The following is a 16,290-nucleotide window of genomic DNA, read 5'->3' as shown; positions in this document are numbered from 1 at the left end:
CGGTCACCGAATGAGCGCGAATCACGGTTTCGAGAGCCGTCTTTCGAGCCGGTTCACGGAAACGGCCCGCGCCGGCCCCGACCCCCCTATTGTCGAGCCGACCACGTCGTCGCCCGTGCCCGTCCCACCCTCGAGGAGCTCTGGATGCAGCAGCGTCGATGGACCGTTCGTTCGCTCACCGCCGCAGCCGCTGTCGCGGCGGCGGTGGCCGTGCCCGCGCACGCCGTCGCGGAACCCGAGCCCCCGGGACTGCCGCCGGACGCGTTGCGTGCGGCCGCGGCCGCGGAGTCCCCCGAGGCGCTGCGGGCGGTGGAGTCGCTGCTCGACGCGGCTCGCACCCCGGCGTTGTTCGAGCCGCCACCGCGCAACACTCCGCAGCCGTTCATGCAGCCCGCCCCCACGTTCGGGCTCGGCTGCGGGGGCGGTTTCACCCCCTACGCGATGACCACCGGATGGGCCCAGCCCGGCCCCAACGCGGTGCCCCCGGTGCAGATCGGCCAGCTGAAGATCTTCGTCTCCCCCACGATCCCCACCCTGCCCGCGCGGGCCGACCTGAAGTTCGTGTGGCTGAACATGGAGAACTTCCGCGGCGGCGTGGACACGCTCGACGACACCGTGGGCGGGGTGCCGCAGCTGTCGAAGACCCTCGACACCGGCACCGGTCCGGTGCTGTCGGCACTGTTCGGGTCCGTGCAGTACGTCGACGGCACCTTCTGCCAGGTGGTGTACACGATGGGGGCGTTCTTCGCCTGAGCGGGCCGGCTCAGCGGAGCCGTTCGGCGGCGCGGGCCAGCCGCACGAGCTCGTCGCACAGGGCGGCCAGTTCCGCCGGACCGGCGCCCTCCGCCACCGCGGTCGCGACGTCCTCGGCCGCGCACCGCACCTCGAAGGCACGGTCGGCGACAGCGCTCGCCTCCGCGGCGGTCAGGATCACCGCGTCCTCCGGCAGTCCCGCTTCCCGGGTGAGGGTGCGTTGCTCGTAGGCCCGCTGACGGCACGAGCGGCGGCAGTAGCGGCGACGGCGCCCGAGGGGGGCGTCGGCGACCGGCCGGCCACACCAGAGGCAGTTCTCCGGTTCACGGGTACGTCCGGTCATGGCCGTCCACCCTACCGGCCGGCGGAGCCGCGGCGGCCGGGGCGGTAGACTCACCCGCGCCCACGGCCGCGGGGCGGTCGGGAACCGATTCGACCGCGTGTGCGTTGACAGAAGAGGTCGGCATCCGCCGATGTCGACCGCACTGTGGACGCGCGCTCGCCCCGGAGGCGAGCGCACCGGGCGGAGCACACAAGAGAGGACACCACCATGGCAGATCGTGTACTGCGAGGCAGCCGGCTCGGGGCGGTGAGCTACGAGACCGACCGTGACCACGATCTGGCGCCGCGGCGGATCGCCCGCTACCGTTGTGACAACGGCGAGGAGTTCGACGTTCCGTTCGCCGACGACGCGGAGATCCCCGGCACCTGGATCTGCAAGAACGGTCTGGAAGGCTCCCTGGTCGAGGGCGCGGCGCCCGAGGCGAAGAAGGTCAAGCCGCCGCGCACCCACTGGGACATGCTGCTCGAACGCCGCTCCATCGACGAGCTCGACGAGCTGCTCAAGGAGCGCCTCGAACTGCTCAAGACCAAGCGGCGCGGCGCCTGACCTCAGGTCGACCGGTACGCACGAGGCCGCCCCCGGGATCCGTCCCGGGGGCGGCCTCGTGCGTACCGGGGGCGGTGCGTGTCCTGCCGGGTCGGCCGTGTTGCGCGCACGGCACAAATGGATCAAACGCCGACAGCGGCTCCGCGCGCGTGTCATCATGATCGAACACCGGCCGGATTCTCGGACCGGCGACCTCGGACGACGCGAAACGGAATGACCCACTGGGGTTTCGGGCCGCGGTACAGGGGGCGAGAAGCGATGGACAACAGCAACGACCACCGGGCGGACGCCACCGCCGAATCCGCACCGGACGACCTGCTCGACGGGCTGCGCACCGAACTCGACCGGGTCGACGCCCGGCTCCTCGATACCGTTCGGGACCGGCTGCGCATCTGTGCCCGCATCGCGCACCTGAAACAGCGGCACGCGATCCCGATGCTGCAACCGGGCCGGATGCAGGTCGTGCATGCCCGCGCCGAGTCCTACGCGCACCGCAACGACATGTCGCCGGAATTCCTGCACTCGTTGTACGCGCTGCTCATCGCGGAGGCGTGCCGGGTCGAGGACCTCATCATCGACGGTCCCGGCGCGGCGCCCGCCCAACTGCGCGAGACCCGGACCTGAGACCGGTCATGGCCGCCCCGCCGCCCGCCGGTTCGATCCGCACCCTGCTGATCGACAACTACGACTCGTTCACCTACAACCTCTACAGTCTGCTGGCCGAGGTCAACGGTGTCCCGCCCACGGTCGTCAGCAACGACACCCCGTGGGAGTCCCTGGATCTGGACCGGTTCGACAACATCGTCGTCTCCCCCGGGCCGGGCCGCCCCGACCGGGCCCGCGACTTCGGGATCAGCTCGCACGCCCTGCTCGACTCCGGTCTGCCCGTGCTCGGGGTGTGCCTCGGTCATCAGGGCCTGTGCAACCTGTTGGGCAGCGAGGTGGTGCGGGCACCGCAGCCGGTGCACGGCCGGCTGTCACGGATCCGGCACGCCGGCACCGGGCTGTTCGCCGGCATTCCCTCCCCGTTCGAGGCGGTGCGCTACCACTCGCTGGTCGTCGACCGGGTGCCCGACGACCTCGAGGCCGTCGCCTGGACCGAGGACGGACTCCTGATGGGGGTCGCCCACCGGACCCGGCCGCTGTGGGGGGTGCAGTTCCACCCCGAGTCGATCTGCACCGAGTACGGCCGCGAGCTGCTGGCGAACTTCCGCGACGCGACCCCCGCCCGGCCGCACCCACCCGAGCCGGTCCCGCCGCCCGCGCCGCCCGCGCCGCCCCCGGCGCTGGTCCTCGAAAGCCGCCGGATCGACCACCACCCCGACCCGCAGCGGGTGTTCGAGACGTTGTTCGCCGACGGTCCGCACAGCTTCTGGCTGGACGGCAGCGCCGCCACCGAACCGAACTCGCGGTTCTCCATCCTCGGGGACGGGTCGGGTCCGCGCGCCGAGTTCGTCACCTACAGCGTCGCCGAGACCCTGGTGCGCGAACAGCGCACCGGGCAGCCGGTGGCCGAGTTCCACACCACCTTCTTCGACCACATCGACCGCCGCCTCGCCGAGCGCACGGTCGCCCGGCGCGGCGACCTGCCGTTCGCGTTCGCGCTGGGCTACGTGGGCTACCTGGGGTACGAGCTCAAGGCCGACACCGGCGGGCAGCTCGTGCACACCTCCCCCATCGCGGACGCGGCGATGGTCTTCGCCGACCGCGCCGTGGTCCTCGACCACGAGACACGCTGCTGCTACCTGCTGGCGCTGAGCGAGCGGGCCGGGGAGCCCGCCACGACCGCGTGGTTCGACGCGACCGCTGCCGTGCTCGGGTCCCTGGCCGAATCCGCCGCGGCACCGGTCGCGGCCCCACTGGTGCGGGCGGAGCAGGATCCGCGGGTGCGGTTGCGGCACGAGCCGCAGCGCTACCTCGAGCTGATCGCCCAGTCGATCGCCGAGATCCGCAGCGGCGAGACGTACGAGGTGTGCCTGACCAACGCGGCGACCGTGGACCGCAGCGTCGATCCCCTGCGCACCTACGAGACGCTGCGCGAACTGAGCCCGACCCCGTACAGTGCCCTGCTGCGGTTCCCCGAGGTGTCGGTGCTCAGTGCCTCGCCGGAGCGGTTCCTGCGGATCGGCCCGGACGGGGTGGTCGAGTCCAAGCCGATCAAGGGCACCCGGCCGCGCGGCACCACCGAGGACGCGGACCGGGCGTTGCGGCAGAGCCTGCTCGACAGCGAGAAGGACCGGTCGGAGAATCTGATGATCGTCGACCTGGTGCGCAACGACCTGTCTCGGGTGTGCGTGCCCGGTTCGGTGCACGTGCCGAAGCTGTTCGACGTCGAGACGTACGCGGCGGTGCACCAGCTGGTCTCCACGGTGCGGGGGACGTTGCGCCCGGATGCGACCGCGGTGGACTGCGTGCGGGCCGCCTTCCCGGGGGGATCGATGACCGGGGCGCCGAAGCTGCGCACCATGGAGATCATCGACAAGCTCGAGGACGGCCCCCGCGGCGTGTACTCGGGTGCGCTGGGATACCTGTCCCCGACGGGAGCGGCGGACCTGTCGATCGTCATCCGCACCATGGTCGCCACCGAACACGAGGTGGGCTTCGGCATCGGCGGCGCCATCGTCGCGTTGTCGGACCCGGCGGACGAACTCGAGGAGACGATGGTCAAGGCGGTGGCGATGCGCCGCACCCTGTCGGTGAACGAACCCTCCGAGGACGGTTCCCGCGCGTGAGCGACACGACCGGCCTCGTCGTCGTCGCCGGGGGTGCCGGCGCGGTCGGCCGGATGCTCGGTGAGGCGCTGCGCCGCGACGGCGCCGATGTGCTGGTGGTCGACCCGGCCGCCGGCGACGATCCGGGCGCGCTGCGCGACGATGTCACCGTCCCCACGGCGGCCGTGCGGGACGCGGTGCGGTGCGCCTCGATGCTGGTGCTGGCCGTGCCCGAGGCCACGGCGCTGGCGGCCGCCGCCCGGCTCGGTCCGCTGCTGTCGCCGGACGCGGTGCTGGTGGAGACCCTGTCGGTGAAGTCGGCGTGGGCGCAGGCGGGACGCGGGCGGGGGTGGTCCGCGCAGTGTGTCGGGCTGAACCCGATGTTCGCGCCGGCGCTGGGCATGGCGGGACGACCGGTGGCGGTGGTCGAGCACCGGCCCGGCCCGGCCGTCGACGCGCTGCTCGCGGCGCTCGACCGGTGGGGCGCGCGGGTGGTGCGGATGACGGCGGACGACCACGACCGGGTCGCGGCGGCCACCCAGGCGGCCACGCACGCGGCGGTTCTGGCGTTCGGGCTGGCGCTGGGACGGCTCGGCGTCCCCCCGTCGGTGGCGGCGGCGACCGCCCCGCCCCCGCACGTGCTGCTGCGGGCGCTGCTGGCGCGGATCGCCGGCGGCGCCCCCGAGGTGTATCTCGACGTGCAGGCCGGCAACCCGCACGCGGCGGCGGCCCGGTCGGCGCTGCGGGCCTCCCTCGACGAGCTCGAGGCGGTGGTCGAGACCGGATCGGTGGCCGGGTTCGCGGACCTGCTGGGCCGGGCCGCAACGCCGCTGGGCGCGGACACCGGCCGGTATCGTGAGCTGTGTGCGGAACTGTTCGCGGAACTGACGCACGAGGAAACGGAGAGCCGTCATGGCCGAGCCTGATCTGCCCGCCGCGCAGGGTCCGCTGCTCGTACCCGCGCTGCCCGACCACGATCCGCACGACGTCGTCGAGAGCGCCGTGGTGCGGGGACTGGCCCGGTCGTGGGGGCGGCGCGCCACGGTCAAGAAGAGCGAACCGGATCTGGACGAGCTGTTCGATCCGGGCCGGCTGGATTTCCCGGACGAGCTCGTGCCGTTCCACACCCATCCCGCGTACCGCGCCCTGGACGAGGGGCGCCGGGCCCGGCTGCGGGGCTGGGGCTGGATTGCGTACAACAAGAATGTCATGGACATCGAGCAGTACGTGGTCAACCCCGGTTTCGCGCTGATCACGACGGACTTCTTCGGGGTCGGGCCGTCGGACACCGTGACCGCGGGGGTGCTGCAGGCGATGGTCGACGAGCAGTACCACACGCTCATGCACCTGAACGCGAGCGCGGTGATCCGCCGCCGCCGTGGCTGGCACATGCCCGAGTCGGTGCTGCCGCCGTGCCGGACCGTGCGCGAGCACCGGGCCGCGGTGGCGGCGGCGCCCGATCCGCGGGGGCAGGCGCTGATCCGGTTGGCATTCACCACCGTCGCCGAGACCTCCATCAGCGCGTTCCTCGCTCTGATGACCGAGGACGCGGAGCTGCAGCCGGTCAATCGCACGACGGTGGCGCTGCACCGGCGGGACGAACTCAGTCACGCCTCCCTCGCCGCGGAGCTGCTGAAGATGGTGTTCACCGAGCTCGGGCCCGGCGACCGGGCGCAGCTGCTCGCGGCCCTGGCGGCGGGAATCGAGGCGTTCACCGGCTCGGATCTGGGCACCTGGGCGGCGATCGTGGACGCGGAGCGCGTTCCGGGTGGGCGGGCGATGCTCGCGGACGTGGCCGCGACACCCCCGCGGCGGGTGGTGCAGGACTGCAGCGCGATCCGCCGGTTGTGCACCGAACTGGGCGTCGCGGACGAGCTGCCCGTCACCTGGTAGAACGATCGAATCCAAACGAACGACACGATCGTTCGAGCGGTGTCCGGTTCGTGACCCGGCGCCGTTCCTCGAACGTTCGTGCGGGGGGTTCGTCCTGGTAGTCTGCGGTGGTGAGCGACGCCTCCTCGGCGCCCGGCACGCCGATCGGGGCAACCCCCGCGACGGGCGGCCGCCGCAAGCAGTACGCCAACAGCGCCGAACGTGCGCGCGCCTGGCGCGAACGCCAGCGCCGGACCGCCACCCCGTCCCCACCCGCAGCGACCCCCGACCCGCCCCGGTCGGCGTCCTCTTCGCCGCCGGAGCGTGCGGGTACCCGCCTCGGCGCCGCCCCGGACCCGCCCCGGGCGGCCGGCACCGGGGCGGTGGACCTCGAGGCGACCCGGCTGCGCACCGAACGCGACGAGGCGCTGCGCTCGGCTGCCGAGGCCTGGCAGCGGGTGGCCGAACTCGAGGCCGATCTCGCGATGGTGCGCGCCGAACTGGCCGACGAGCGGGCCACCCAGCTGCGCGAGGCGCGGATCCACATCGCCGAGCTGCGGATGCAGGTGGCGGAACTGCGGCGCGAACGCGGCCGCCCCGGACCGGATCCCGACTGACGAACGTTCGCCGAACGCGTAGGCCGGATCCGAACGATCGTTTGGGGGGCTACCGGGGATGCGAACGTTCGGATCTCGGGGGTCGGGACTTCCGGCCCTGTCGGGCGCGTCCCGCACGGAGTCGAATGGACACGGACCGACCTTCCGCCGATCCGTGTCCCAGGAGAGGAGCAGACATGTCCACTGTGCCAGCGCGCCGTTCCCGTTCGGTGTTCCCGGACCTGTCCGAGTTCTTCGACGCCTTCCCCTTCACCGGTCTACGTCCCGCTCTCGGCGGCAACCTCATCCGGGTCGAGGACCGTGTCGAGAACGGCCGGTACGTCGTGCGGGCCGAGCTGCCCGGCCTCGACCCGGAGAAGGACATCGACGTCGCGATCAACGCCGGGCAGCTCGAGATCACGGCCGAACGGACCGAGGAGAAATCCGAGGGGGGACGCTCGGAGTTCCACTACGGCTCGTTCCGGCGTTCGGTGGCCCTGCCACCGGGTGCGAAGGACGACGACGTCGAGGCGTCCTACGCCAAGGGCATCCTCACCGTCTCGATCGCTCTGGCCGAGCAGCAGCAGGCCGGGAAGAAGATCGAGGTCAAGAACGCCGAATGAGCCCCGCCGCCCGGATGGGGGTGACCGGTCCTCGACCGGCCCCCAGCCGGGCGGCGCTCAGCGGCGCAGCAGGCCGCGCAGTTTCGTCCACCGGTTGCGCACGCCCCACACGGTGACCTTGATCAGCGCCTCCTGCACGATGCTGCCGCTCATCTTCGATTCGCCGATGATCCGCTCGGTGAAGGTGATCGGCACCTCGGCGACCGTGAACCCGGCCTGCACCGCCCGCCAGGCGAGGTCGACCTGGAAGCAGTAGCCGTGCGAGGCGACCGCGGCGAGATCGAGGTGCTCGAGCACCTCGCGCCGGTAGGCGCGGTAGCCGCCGGTGATGTCGTGGATCCGCACCCCCAGCGCGAGCCGCGAGTAGATGTTGCCGCCGCGGGAGAGCACCTCCCGATGCCACGGCCAGTTCACCACCGCACCGCCGGGCACGTACCGCGAGCCGAGCACCAGGTCGGCGCCCGCGTCGATCCTCTCGAGCAGCAGGTGCAGCTGCTCGGGGGCGTGGCTGCCGTCGGCGTCCATCTCCACCAGCACGGTGTAACCGCGCTCGAGTCCCCACCGGAAACCGGCGATGTACGCGGCCCCGAGGCCGTTCTTCTCGGTGCGGTGCATCACGTGGATGCGGTTCTCGCTCGCCGCGGCGAGACGATCGGCGACGTCGCCGGTGCCGTCCGGGCTGCCGTCGTCGACGATCAGCACGTGTGTGTGCGGCAGCGCGGCGTGCAACCGGCCGACGATCAGGCCGATGTTGTCACGTTCGTTGTACGTCGGGATGATCACCAGGGTCCGGGCGCTCGGCGCGCTGTCGTTCCCGGCCGGCGTCGCCGCTGCCATCGAAGGTCCTTCCTGTCGCACCGGCCGGCGGCCGGTCATCTCGCGGTGCCGGCTGCGGCCGGCACGGTGGTGCTCCGCCCGCGTGTGCGCACCAGCGCCACGCCGACGGCGGCGACGGCCCCGACGCAGAGCACGAGCTCCGGGATCGGTCCGAGCCGAGTAGCCAGCGTAGCCGTCGCGCGCAGCGGCACCTGCGCCACCAGTACCTCGGGCACGAACAGGGCGCTGCGCGTGGTGACCGTGCCGTCCGCCGCGACCACGGCGCTGACCCCGCTCGTGGCGGCCACCACCACGGCCCGGCCGTGCTCGACGGCCCGCACCCGGGACATCGCCAGCTGCTGGTAGGTCATCTCCGTGTCGCCGAACGTCGCGTTGTTGGTGGGCACGGCCAGCAGGTGCGCGCCGGCGCGCACCGAGTCCCGCAGTGCCCGGTCGAACGCCACCTCGTAGCAGGTGGCCACCCCGATCGGGATGCCCGCGGCGTGGACGGTGCCGTCGCCGCTGCCCGGCACGAAGTGCCCGGCCCGGTCGGCGTAGTCGGAGAACAGCCGGAAGAACGAGCGGTACGGCAGGTACTCGCCGAACGGCTGGATGATGCGCTTGTCGTGCCGCTCCCCCGGCCCGGTCGCCGGATCCCACACGATCACCGAGTTGGTCGTGGTGCCGTCCCCGTTGACCAGCACGGCACCCACCAGGATCGGGGCGCCGACCGCGGCCGCCGCGGCGCCGATGTCGGCGGCGGCGTCGCGGTTGCGCAACGGGTCGATATCGGAGGCGTTCTCCGGCCAGATCACCACGTCCGGGCGCGGCGCGGTGCCGCCCCGGACCCGGTCGGCCAGCTCGAGGGTGCGCGCCACGTGGTTGTTCAGCACGGCCTTGCGCTGGGCGTTGAAGTCCAGACCCAGCCGCGGCACGCTGCCCTGGATCGCGGCGACCGTCACGGTGCGCTCACCCGCCTCGGGGGCGGGCAGCGCCGGCCAGGTCGCCAGGGCGAGCAGCGGTGCGGCGACGGTCGTCGCCGCGGCCCGCAGCAGCGGCGACCGCTCCCGGTGCCCGCGGGTGTAGCGCAGCCCAGCCCGCGCGCACGCCCACAGCCCCGTGCCGGTCAGCGCCACCGCGAACGACACCAGCGGCGCACCGCCGACCGCGGCGAGAGCGACCAGCGGCCCGTCCGGCTGACCGAACGCGAGCCGGCCCCAGGGGAACCCGCCGAAGGGCACGCTCGCCCGCAGGTACTCGGTCAGGCTCCAGCCGGCCGCGATCCACACCGGTGCCCCCGGCAGGGCCCGCACCTGCACCGCGACCACGCCGAACAGGCCGACGAACACCGCCTCGGCGGCGGCGAGCGCCAGCCACGGCACCGGGCCGACGTACTCCCCGACCCACGGCAGCAGCGGCACGAAAAATCCCAGGCCGGCGAGGTAGCCGTAGCCGAAACCGCCGCGGCGGCGCAGCGTCGGCGCCCCCAGGACCCCGGTGAGCAGGGCGATGCCCAGCGGCGCGAGGAACCACAGCGGACGCGGCGGGAAACTCGCGAACAACAGCAGCCCCGCCGTGACGGCGGCGACGCTGCGGACCACCACCGGCCGGGCGGCGGCGCGCGAGCCGATCACCGGGCGTACACGACGCGGCCGCGGTGCACGCTGCGCAGCAGCACCGGATCGGGCGTGCCCGGCTCGAGATCCGGCAGCGGCGCCACCCGCGACCGCGGGTCGGTGGACCAGCGCTGCACACTGTCCTTCGGCGCGCTGACCACGAGCTCGTCCGCGTCCCAGACCGCGTACGACGCGGGCGCCCCGGGGTCGAGGGTGCCGGCGATCCCGTCCCGCACCCCCCCGGCGCGCCACGCCCCACGGGTGGCGGCGGCGAACGCGGCGCGGGGGGAGATCCCGCTGCCCGGGGTGCGGTGGTGCACGGCGGCGCGCAGCATCGGCCACGGCCGGGCCGCGGTGACCGGCGCGTCCGAGCCGAACGCGAGGGACATGCCGGTCGCGGCGAGCGGCGCGAACGGGTTGAGGCCGGCGGCGCGGTCGGCGCCGAGGCGGGTGGCGTACAGCCCGCCCGGTCCGCCCCACAGCGCGTCGAAGCTCGGTTGCATGCTGGCGATCACGCCCCAGCCGCCGAGCCGCTCGCCCTGCGCGGCGGTGACCATCTCGAGGTGTTCGAGCCGGTGTCCGCGGGCCGCGACGGCCGGGCCGCCGAGGTCGGCGACGACCGCGGCGAATGCCTGCACCGCGGCGTCGACGGCGGCGTCGCCGATGACGTGGAAGCCGGCCTGGATGCCGGCTTCGGTGCAGGCCCGCAGGTGCGCGGTCATCTGTTCGACGGTGAGGTAGGCGGTGCCGCAACAGTCGGGGCGGTCGGTGTACGGCGCGGCGAGCCACGCGGTGTGGGAGCCGAGGGCGCCGTCGACGAACAGGTCGCCCCCGAGGGCGTGCCCGCCGGTGGCGGTGAGCAGCGCCCGGGCCTGCTCGGCGGTGGTGACGGCCTCCCCCCAGTAGCCGCGGACCTGCACCCCGTGGTCGGTGGCGAGCAGTTCGGCGAAGTCGTCGCGGCCGGCGATGTCCGGGCCGCCGCATTCGTGCACGGCGACGATGCCGTGTGCCGCGTAGTCGTCGAGGGCGGCGGCGCGGGCCCGGGCGCGTTCGGTGGGGGTGAGCAGGGCGCGGGCGGCGGCGCGGACACCGTGGTGCGCGGCCGCGGTCAGCGGGCGCTGCGGGTGGTAGCCGTCGAGTCCGGCGAGGTCGGCGGCGGCGCGCAGCGCGGTGGAGGCCGCCGCGGAGTGGGCGTCGACGCGGGTGAGGTAGACGGCGCGGCCGGGGGCGGCGGCGTCGAGGTCGTCGGTGGTGGGGGCGGTGGGGTCCAGCCAGCGGGTCTCGTCCCACCCGTGCCCCCACACGACGGCGCCGGCGTGCCGGGCGGCATGGTCGCGCACCTGGTGCAGCGCCTCCTCGCGGGACCGCGTGTCGGACAGGTCGAGACCGGTCAGGGCCAGGCCGTGCGCGGTGACGTGCACGTGGGTGTCGACGAAGGCGGGTGCGACGAACGCCCCGTCGAGGTCGACGATCTCGGCGTCCGGGTGCAGGGCGCGGCCGGGCCGGTCCTCCCCCACCCACACGACCTGCCCGTCGGTGACGGCCATCGAGGTGGCGTCGGGGGCGCTGGCGCTGTAGATGCGGCCGCCGACGAGGAGCTGAGTGTGCGGTGCGGGGGACTTCACGGCTACCCAGTGTGCCCCGTTACGGCAGGTGCGGACGGTGCGGGGGGTCGACGATCTCGCCCTCGAGCACGGTCCCGGCTCCGGAGGCGGGGGTGTCGAGGCGGGCCGGGCCGACCACGGTGTGCTCGACGACCTCGCCGTCGACGATGACGACGCGTTCCCCGCGGAAAGTGCCGCCCCGGGCGGCGGAGGCGGCGACCCGGCGGGCGGCCAGCGCCCGCACGAGCGGGCGCAGAAGCGCGCGGGTCGGGGGCAGCAGCAGCAGAATTCCCGCGGCGCTGGTCACCGGTCCGGGTACGAGCACGAGCCCGGCACCGGCGCCGACCAGTGCGCCGTCGGTCAGGGCCCGGTCCGCGCCGGCGGCGCTGCGGACCCGGCCCAGATTCTGCAGGGCACGGCGGCCCTGCGCGGCGAGCACCAGGTAACCGAGGACGCTCACCCCGAGGAACACCAGGATCGTCGTGCCGATGCCCAGGGTGGACCCGAGCCACGCCAGCACCCCGATCTCGACGACGACGTAGGCCAGGAACAGCAGCGCGATCATGGGGTGATCCTTCCAGCTGCCGGGAACGGTGCGGCGGTCATATCCGCTCAACGAGCGGCGCCGCGGTTTTGCTCCCGGTCGCTGTGATCGAATGGCCGCGTGGGTGCAGGCGACTGGGCGGTTCTGATGGTGGCGGCGACCGCCGCCGGGTGGGTCGACGCCGTCGTCGGTGGGGGCGGGCTGATCCTGTTGCCGGCGCTGTTCGTCGTCGCCCCGCAGCTGACACCGGCGGCCGCGCTGGCGACGAACAAGCTCACCGCCCTCTGCGGCACCGGCGCGGCGGTGGTGACCTTCGCGCGGCGGATCCGGCTGCAGTGGCCGGTCCTGGCTCCGGCGGCGGTCCTGGCCGCGGTCGCGGCGGCGGCGGGTGCGGCGACGGTCTCGCGGATCGACAAGGACCTGTTCGTTCCGATGGTGATGGTGGTGCTGGTGGCGGTCGCGGTGTTCGTGACGCTGCGGCCGCAGGTCGGCACGACCCTGGCGCACGAACCGCCGACGATGCGGCGCACGGTCCTGGTGGTGCTGACCGCGGCCGCGGTGATCGGCTTCTACGACGGCCTGCTCGGCCCGGGCACCGGCACGTTCCTGATCATCACGTTCGCGACGCTGCTCGGCACCGAATTCGTGCGGTCGGCGGCGATGGCGAAGGTGATCAACCTCGGGTCCAATGTCGGGGCGCTGGTGTATTTCGCGGCGGCCGGGTACGTGTGGTGGTCGCTGGGGCTGGCACTGGCGGTGTGCAATATCGCGGGCGCGGTCGTCGGTTCGCGGACCGCGCTGCGCCGCGGCGCGGGGTTCGTGCGGGCGGTGCTGCTGATCGTGGTGCTGGTGATGGTGGTGCGTCTGGGCTGGCAGCAGTTCGGGTGAGCCGACGCGCCGGGTGCGACCCAGTACGGTGGTGCCCGTGAGCACCGTCGACGCCGACTTCCTCGCCCTGCCGTTGCGGACGCTCGCGGACGCGGCGCTGTCCGCCGCCCGCGCCGCCGGTGCCTCCCACGCGGATCTGCGGGTGCACCGTCTGCACAGCCAGTCGCTGAGCCTGCGGGACGGCGCCGTGCAGGCCGCCGTCGACAGCATCGACACCGGGCTGGCCGTGCGGGTGGTGGTCGACGGCACCTGGGGGTTCGCCTCGCACGCCGAGCTGAGCCCGGCCGTCGCGGCGGCCACGGCGCGGCAGGCGATCGAGGTGGCCCGGACGTTGCGGGCGCTGAACCGGGACCGGGTCGAGCTCGCCGACGAGCCGGTCTACCCGGACGCGGTGTGGGTCTCGCCGTACGAGGTCGACCCGTTCACGGTGCCCACGGCGCACAAGGTGGCGCGGCTGGCGGAGTTCTCCCGGCGGCTGCTCGCCGCCGACGAGGTCGATCATGTGACGGCGCACTGTGGGCAGGTCAAGGAGCAGACGTTCTACGCGGACCTGGCCGGCTCGACGATCACCCAGCAGCGGGTGCGGGTGGCCCCGCAGCTCGAGGCGACCGCCGTGGACCGGCGCACCGGCGAGTTCGAGACGATGCGCACCCTGGCCCCGCCGGTGGGGCGGGGCTGGGAGTATGCGGCCGGCGACGCGCACTGGGACTGGAGTGCGGAGCTGGCGCAGATCCCCGGGTGGCTGGCGGAGAAGGCGTCGGCCCCCAGTGTGCAGGCGGGGCCGACGGACCTGGTGATCGACCCCACCAACCTGTGGTTGACGGTGCACGAATCGATCGGGCACGCAACGGAGTACGATCGGGCCATCGGGTACGAGGCGGCCTACGCGGGCACTTCGTTCGCCACCCCGGACGGGCTCGGCACGCTGCGCTACGGCACCGAGGTGATGCAGGTGACGGCGGACCGCACCGTCGCGCACGGGCTCGCCAGCGTCGGCTGGGACGACGACGGGGTCGCCGCCCAGTCCTGGGACCTGGTGCGGGACGGGATACTGGTCGGCTACCAGCTCGACCGGGTGTTCGCGCCGCGGCTGGGCCTGCCGCGTTCGAACGGCTGCTCGTACGCCGACTCGGCGCATCACGTGCCGATCCAGCGGATGGCGAACGTGTCGCTGCAGCCGGACCCGGCGGCCGACACCACCACCGCCGAGCTCATCGCCCGCGTCGACGACGGGCTCTACGTCGTCGGCGACAAGTCCTGGTCGATCGACATGCAACGCTACAACTTCCAGTTCACCGGCCAGCGGTTCTACCGGATCCGGGGTGGCACGCTCGCCGGGCAGGTGCGCGATGTGGCCTACCAGGCCACCACGACCGACTTCTGGGGCTCGCTCGAGGCGGTGGGCGGGCCGTCGACGTGGCAACTCGGCGGCGCCGTGAACTGCGGCAAGGCCCAGCCCGGGCAGGTCGCGCCGGTCAGCCACGGCTGCCCGTCGGCGCTGCTGCGGTCGGTGAACGTCCTCAACACCCGCGCGGAGGGCCGGCGATGATCGAGGCGCAGGAACAGCTCGAGCGGGCGTTGCGCTGCTCGACCGCCGACGAGACGATCGTGCTGGTCACCGACACCGGCGAGGCGTCGCTGCGGTGGGCCGGCAACTCGATGACCACCAACGGGATCTCTCGTTCCCGCAGCTGGACGGTGATCGCGGTCCTGCGCGGCGACACCACCCGCGTCGGGGTGGTGACGTCGAGCAGCGTCGACCCGGCCGACATCGCCCCGACCGTGCGGGCGGCGGGGGCGGCGGCCGCGGCGGCGGCCCCCGCCGAGGACGCGGTGCCGCTCGTCGGCGGGGAGGGCGAGCCCGGCGACTGGGCCGACGCCGCGGCCGGGACCGACATCACGGTGTTCGGGCGGCTCGTCGACGATCTCGCCGCCGGCTTCGACGGCGCCGATCAGCTCTACGGCTTCGCCCACCACCGGATCTCGACGACCTGGCTGGGCACCTCGAGCGGGGTGCGGCGCCGGTTCACCGAGCCGGAGGGATCGGTGGAGATCAACGGCAAACGGGGCGGGCTGACCGGGCCGAGTGCGTGGGCCGGGGCCGGCACCCGCGACTTCACCGACGTCGACACCCCGTCCCTGCTGGCGGAGCTGTCGCGGCGGCTGGACTGGGCGCGCCGCACCGTCGAGCTGCCGGCCGGGCGCTACGAGACGCTGCTGCCGCCGTCGGCGGTGGCGGACCTGATGATCTACCTGATGTGGTCGATGGAGGGCCGCGGCGCCGAGGAAGGGCACACCGCGCTGTCGCGGCCCGGCGGCACCCGCGTCGGCGAACGGCTCACCGCGCTGCCGTTGACCCTGTTCTCCGATCCCGCCGCCCCCGGCCTGGAATGCGCGCCGTTCGTCACGGCCACCGCGTCGTCGAACTCGCTGTCGGTGTTCGACAACGGCATGGACCTCGGGCGGGTCGACTGGGTGCGCGCGGGGACGGTGCACGCGCTGGCGTACCCGCGGGCCGCCGCCGCCGAGTTCGGGGCGCCGGCCGCCGCGCCCGGGGAGAACCTGCTCCTGACCGGCGGCGGCACGGCCGGCGTGGACGAGATGGTGGCCCGCACCGAGCGGGGACTGCTGCTGACGACCCTGTGGTACATCCGGGAGGTCGACCCGGCGACGTTGCTGCTGACCGGACTGACCCGCGACGGCGTGTATCTGGTCGAGGACGGTGCGGTGACGGCGGAGGTGAACAACTTCCGGTTCAACGAGAGCCCGCTGGATCTGCTGCGGCGCACCACCGAGGCCGGTGGCACGCAGCGCACCCTGCCGCGGGAATGGAAGGACTGGTTCACCCGCACCGCGATGCCGCCGCTGCGGATCCCCGACTTCCACATGTCGTCGGTCAGCCGCGCCCGCTGATCCCGCGGCGACGCCCGTGTGCCGCCGCGGTCCGCTCACCCGCCGGGACCGGGATCCGGGGTGGGGTCGTCCGCCTCGACGACACAGGCGAGCCCGACGGTGCCGGCGCGCCCGCGGCGCAGCACACTGCCCTTGACCGTGAGCCACCCGAGGATCCCGTACTTGCGGGCGATCGTCGCCCGCGCCCGCTCGGTGCCGGCCGCGTCGAGCACCGTGGCGGTGCCGGGCACCGCGTCGCTGCGCGGTGTGCCGCGCACGTCGCACACCGCGACGGTGATCCGCGGATCGCGGCGCAACCGCCGGACCTTGTAGGAGTCGGTGACGGTCCACACCAGCAGCCGGTCGGCGTCGGCGGCGGCCCACACCGCGGTCGGCACCGGGGTGCCGTCCCTGCGGAAGGTGGTCAGCAGCACGTACTTCGCGGCGGCCAGGTCGGCGAAGGTCGGGGTCATGGGCCACACCCTA

General features: G+C 73.7%; 17 protein-coding genes. 11 read left to right on the top strand and 6 right to left on the bottom strand.

Annotated features, from left to right (window positions below):
* Window positions 1-144 precede the first annotated feature (144 nt).
* Window positions 145-753, top strand: coding sequence for a hypothetical protein (locus ACWPQI_RS12525; protein WP_017682078.1), 609 nt, complete (start codon window positions 145-147; stop codon window positions 751-753).
* A gap of 10 nt (window positions 754-763) precedes the next feature.
* Here ACWPQI_RS12525 and ACWPQI_RS12520 read toward each other — a convergent pair whose 3' ends face one another.
* Entirely contained in the window at window positions 764-1,096 is a 333-nt protein-coding gene (locus ACWPQI_RS12520; protein WP_010596419.1) for a hypothetical protein, read from the bottom strand.
* A gap of 207 nt (window positions 1,097-1,303) precedes the next feature.
* On the opposite strand from ACWPQI_RS12520, the gene ACWPQI_RS12515 reads away from it, so the two are divergent.
* The 7 genes from ACWPQI_RS12515 (at window position 1,304) to ACWPQI_RS12485 (ending at window position 7,444) form a co-directional block, all read left to right on the top strand.
* Window positions 1,304-1,642, top strand: a complete 339-nt coding sequence (locus ACWPQI_RS12515) for an RNA polymerase-binding protein RbpA (RefSeq protein WP_010596420.1) — start codon at window positions 1,304-1,306, stop codon at window positions 1,640-1,642.
* 258 nt (window positions 1,643-1,900) lie between these two features.
* Window positions 1,901-2,266, top strand: a complete 366-nt coding sequence (locus ACWPQI_RS12510) for a chorismate mutase (protein ID WP_010596421.1) — start codon at window positions 1,901-1,903, stop codon at window positions 2,264-2,266.
* 8 nt (window positions 2,267-2,274) lie between these two features.
* Window positions 2,275-4,374 carry an aminodeoxychorismate synthase component I gene (gene pabB, locus ACWPQI_RS12505; RefSeq protein ID WP_017682077.1) on the top strand — a complete coding sequence of 700 codons (2,100 nt, stop codon included), beginning with the start codon at window positions 2,275-2,277 and terminating at the stop codon, window positions 4,372-4,374.
* Window positions 4,371-5,279, top strand: a complete 909-nt coding sequence (locus tag ACWPQI_RS12500; RefSeq protein WP_010596423.1) for a prephenate dehydrogenase dimerization domain-containing protein — start codon at window positions 4,371-4,373, stop codon at window positions 5,277-5,279. The genes pabB and ACWPQI_RS12500 overlap by 4 nt, the downstream gene beginning before the upstream one ends.
* The gene (locus ACWPQI_RS12495; RefSeq protein WP_040269797.1) at window positions 5,266-6,246 is read left to right on the top strand and encodes an AurF N-oxygenase family protein; all 981 of its coding nucleotides are present in this window, start codon (window positions 5,266-5,268) and stop codon (window positions 6,244-6,246) included. The genes ACWPQI_RS12500 and ACWPQI_RS12495 overlap by 14 nt, the downstream gene beginning before the upstream one ends.
* Before the next feature lie 110 nt (window positions 6,247-6,356).
* Window positions 6,357-6,842, top strand: coding sequence for a hypothetical protein (locus tag ACWPQI_RS12490; protein ID WP_225222423.1), 486 nt, complete (start codon window positions 6,357-6,359; stop codon window positions 6,840-6,842).
* A 176-nt stretch (window positions 6,843-7,018) separates the two neighbouring features.
* On the top strand, window positions 7,019-7,444 hold the full coding sequence (locus tag ACWPQI_RS12485; RefSeq protein WP_010596426.1) for an Hsp20/alpha crystallin family protein: 426 nt from the start codon (window positions 7,019-7,021) through the stop codon (window positions 7,442-7,444).
* 57 nt (window positions 7,445-7,501) lie between these two features.
* Here the strand turns inward: ACWPQI_RS12485 and ACWPQI_RS12480 are convergent, their stop codons facing one another.
* The 4 genes from ACWPQI_RS12480 to ACWPQI_RS12465 are packed head-to-tail and all read right to left on the bottom strand — an operon-like array spanning window position 7,502 to window position 12,045.
* Window positions 7,502-8,281, bottom strand: coding sequence for a polyprenol monophosphomannose synthase (locus ACWPQI_RS12480; protein ID WP_017682073.1), 780 nt, complete (start codon window positions 8,279-8,281; stop codon window positions 7,502-7,504).
* Between the two features lie 35 nt (window positions 8,282-8,316).
* A complete protein-coding gene (gene lnt / locus ACWPQI_RS12475; protein WP_064065679.1) occupies window positions 8,317-9,894 on the bottom strand; it encodes an apolipoprotein N-acyltransferase in 1,578 nt (525 codons plus the stop codon).
* Window positions 9,891-11,501: an amidohydrolase gene (locus tag ACWPQI_RS12470; RefSeq protein ID WP_203010720.1), complete on the bottom strand. Its 1,611-nt coding sequence runs from the start codon at window positions 11,499-11,501 to the stop codon at window positions 9,891-9,893. The genes lnt and ACWPQI_RS12470 overlap by 4 nt, the downstream gene beginning before the upstream one ends.
* Window positions 11,502-11,520: 19 nt before the next feature.
* Window positions 11,521-12,045, bottom strand: coding sequence for an FxsA family protein (locus tag ACWPQI_RS12465; RefSeq protein ID WP_010596430.1), 525 nt, complete (start codon window positions 12,043-12,045; stop codon window positions 11,521-11,523).
* A 99-nt stretch (window positions 12,046-12,144) separates the two neighbouring features.
* Between ACWPQI_RS12465 and ACWPQI_RS12460 the strand changes: the two genes are divergently transcribed.
* Genes ACWPQI_RS12460 through ACWPQI_RS12450 form a run of 3 tightly spaced genes read left to right on the top strand, consistent with a single transcriptional unit; the run spans window position 12,145 to window position 15,825 of the window.
* Window positions 12,145-12,912, top strand: coding sequence for a TSUP family transporter (locus ACWPQI_RS12460; RefSeq protein WP_010596431.1), 768 nt, complete (start codon window positions 12,145-12,147; stop codon window positions 12,910-12,912).
* 37 nt (window positions 12,913-12,949) lie between these two features.
* A complete protein-coding gene (locus ACWPQI_RS12455) occupies window positions 12,950-14,461 on the top strand; it encodes a TldD/PmbA family protein (RefSeq protein ID WP_474738830.1) in 1,512 nt (503 codons plus the stop codon).
* Window positions 14,458-15,825 (top strand): metallopeptidase TldD-related protein, encoded by a 1,368-nt coding sequence (locus ACWPQI_RS12450; RefSeq protein WP_474738829.1) that lies wholly within the window; start codon window positions 14,458-14,460, stop codon window positions 15,823-15,825. The genes ACWPQI_RS12455 and ACWPQI_RS12450 overlap by 4 nt, the downstream gene beginning before the upstream one ends.
* A gap of 35 nt (window positions 15,826-15,860) precedes the next feature.
* Here ACWPQI_RS12450 and ACWPQI_RS12445 read toward each other — a convergent pair whose 3' ends face one another.
* Window positions 15,861-16,277, bottom strand: coding sequence for a PPOX class F420-dependent oxidoreductase (locus ACWPQI_RS12445; protein WP_017682068.1), 417 nt, complete (start codon window positions 16,275-16,277; stop codon window positions 15,861-15,863).
* Window positions 16,278-16,290 lie beyond the last annotated feature (13 nt).

The sequence above is a fragment of the Rhodococcus sp. LMD genome (assembly GCF_056108245.1).
This window is presented reverse-complemented; position numbering and strand designations above follow the sequence as displayed.

Coding starts and splice junctions, on each gene's coding strand:
- pabB (WP_017682077.1), top strand. CDS start 2,275: ATGGCCGCCCCGCCGCCCGCCGGTTCGATCCGCACCCTGCTGATCGAC.
- ACWPQI_RS12450 (WP_474738829.1), top strand. CDS start 14,458: ATGATCGAGGCGCAGGAACAGCTCGAGCGGGCGTTGCGCTGCTCGACC.
- ACWPQI_RS12525 (WP_017682078.1), top strand. CDS start 145: ATGCAGCAGCGTCGATGGACCGTTCGTTCGCTCACCGCCGCAGCCGCT.
- ACWPQI_RS12515 (WP_010596420.1), top strand. CDS start 1,304: ATGGCAGATCGTGTACTGCGAGGCAGCCGGCTCGGGGCGGTGAGCTAC.
- ACWPQI_RS12480 (WP_017682073.1), bottom strand. CDS start 8,281: ATGGCAGCGGCGACGCCGGCCGGGAACGACAGCGCGCCGAGCGCCCGG.
- ACWPQI_RS12495 (WP_040269797.1), top strand. CDS start 5,266: ATGGCCGAGCCTGATCTGCCCGCCGCGCAGGGTCCGCTGCTCGTACCC.
- ACWPQI_RS12485 (WP_010596426.1), top strand. CDS start 7,019: ATGTCCACTGTGCCAGCGCGCCGTTCCCGTTCGGTGTTCCCGGACCTG.
- ACWPQI_RS12445 (WP_017682068.1), bottom strand. CDS start 16,277: ATGACCCCGACCTTCGCCGACCTGGCCGCCGCGAAGTACGTGCTGCTG.
- ACWPQI_RS12465 (WP_010596430.1), bottom strand. CDS start 12,045: ATGATCGCGCTGCTGTTCCTGGCCTACGTCGTCGTCGAGATCGGGGTG.
- ACWPQI_RS12510 (WP_010596421.1), top strand. CDS start 1,901: ATGGACAACAGCAACGACCACCGGGCGGACGCCACCGCCGAATCCGCA.
- ACWPQI_RS12520 (WP_010596419.1), bottom strand. CDS start 1,096: ATGACCGGACGTACCCGTGAACCGGAGAACTGCCTCTGGTGTGGCCGG.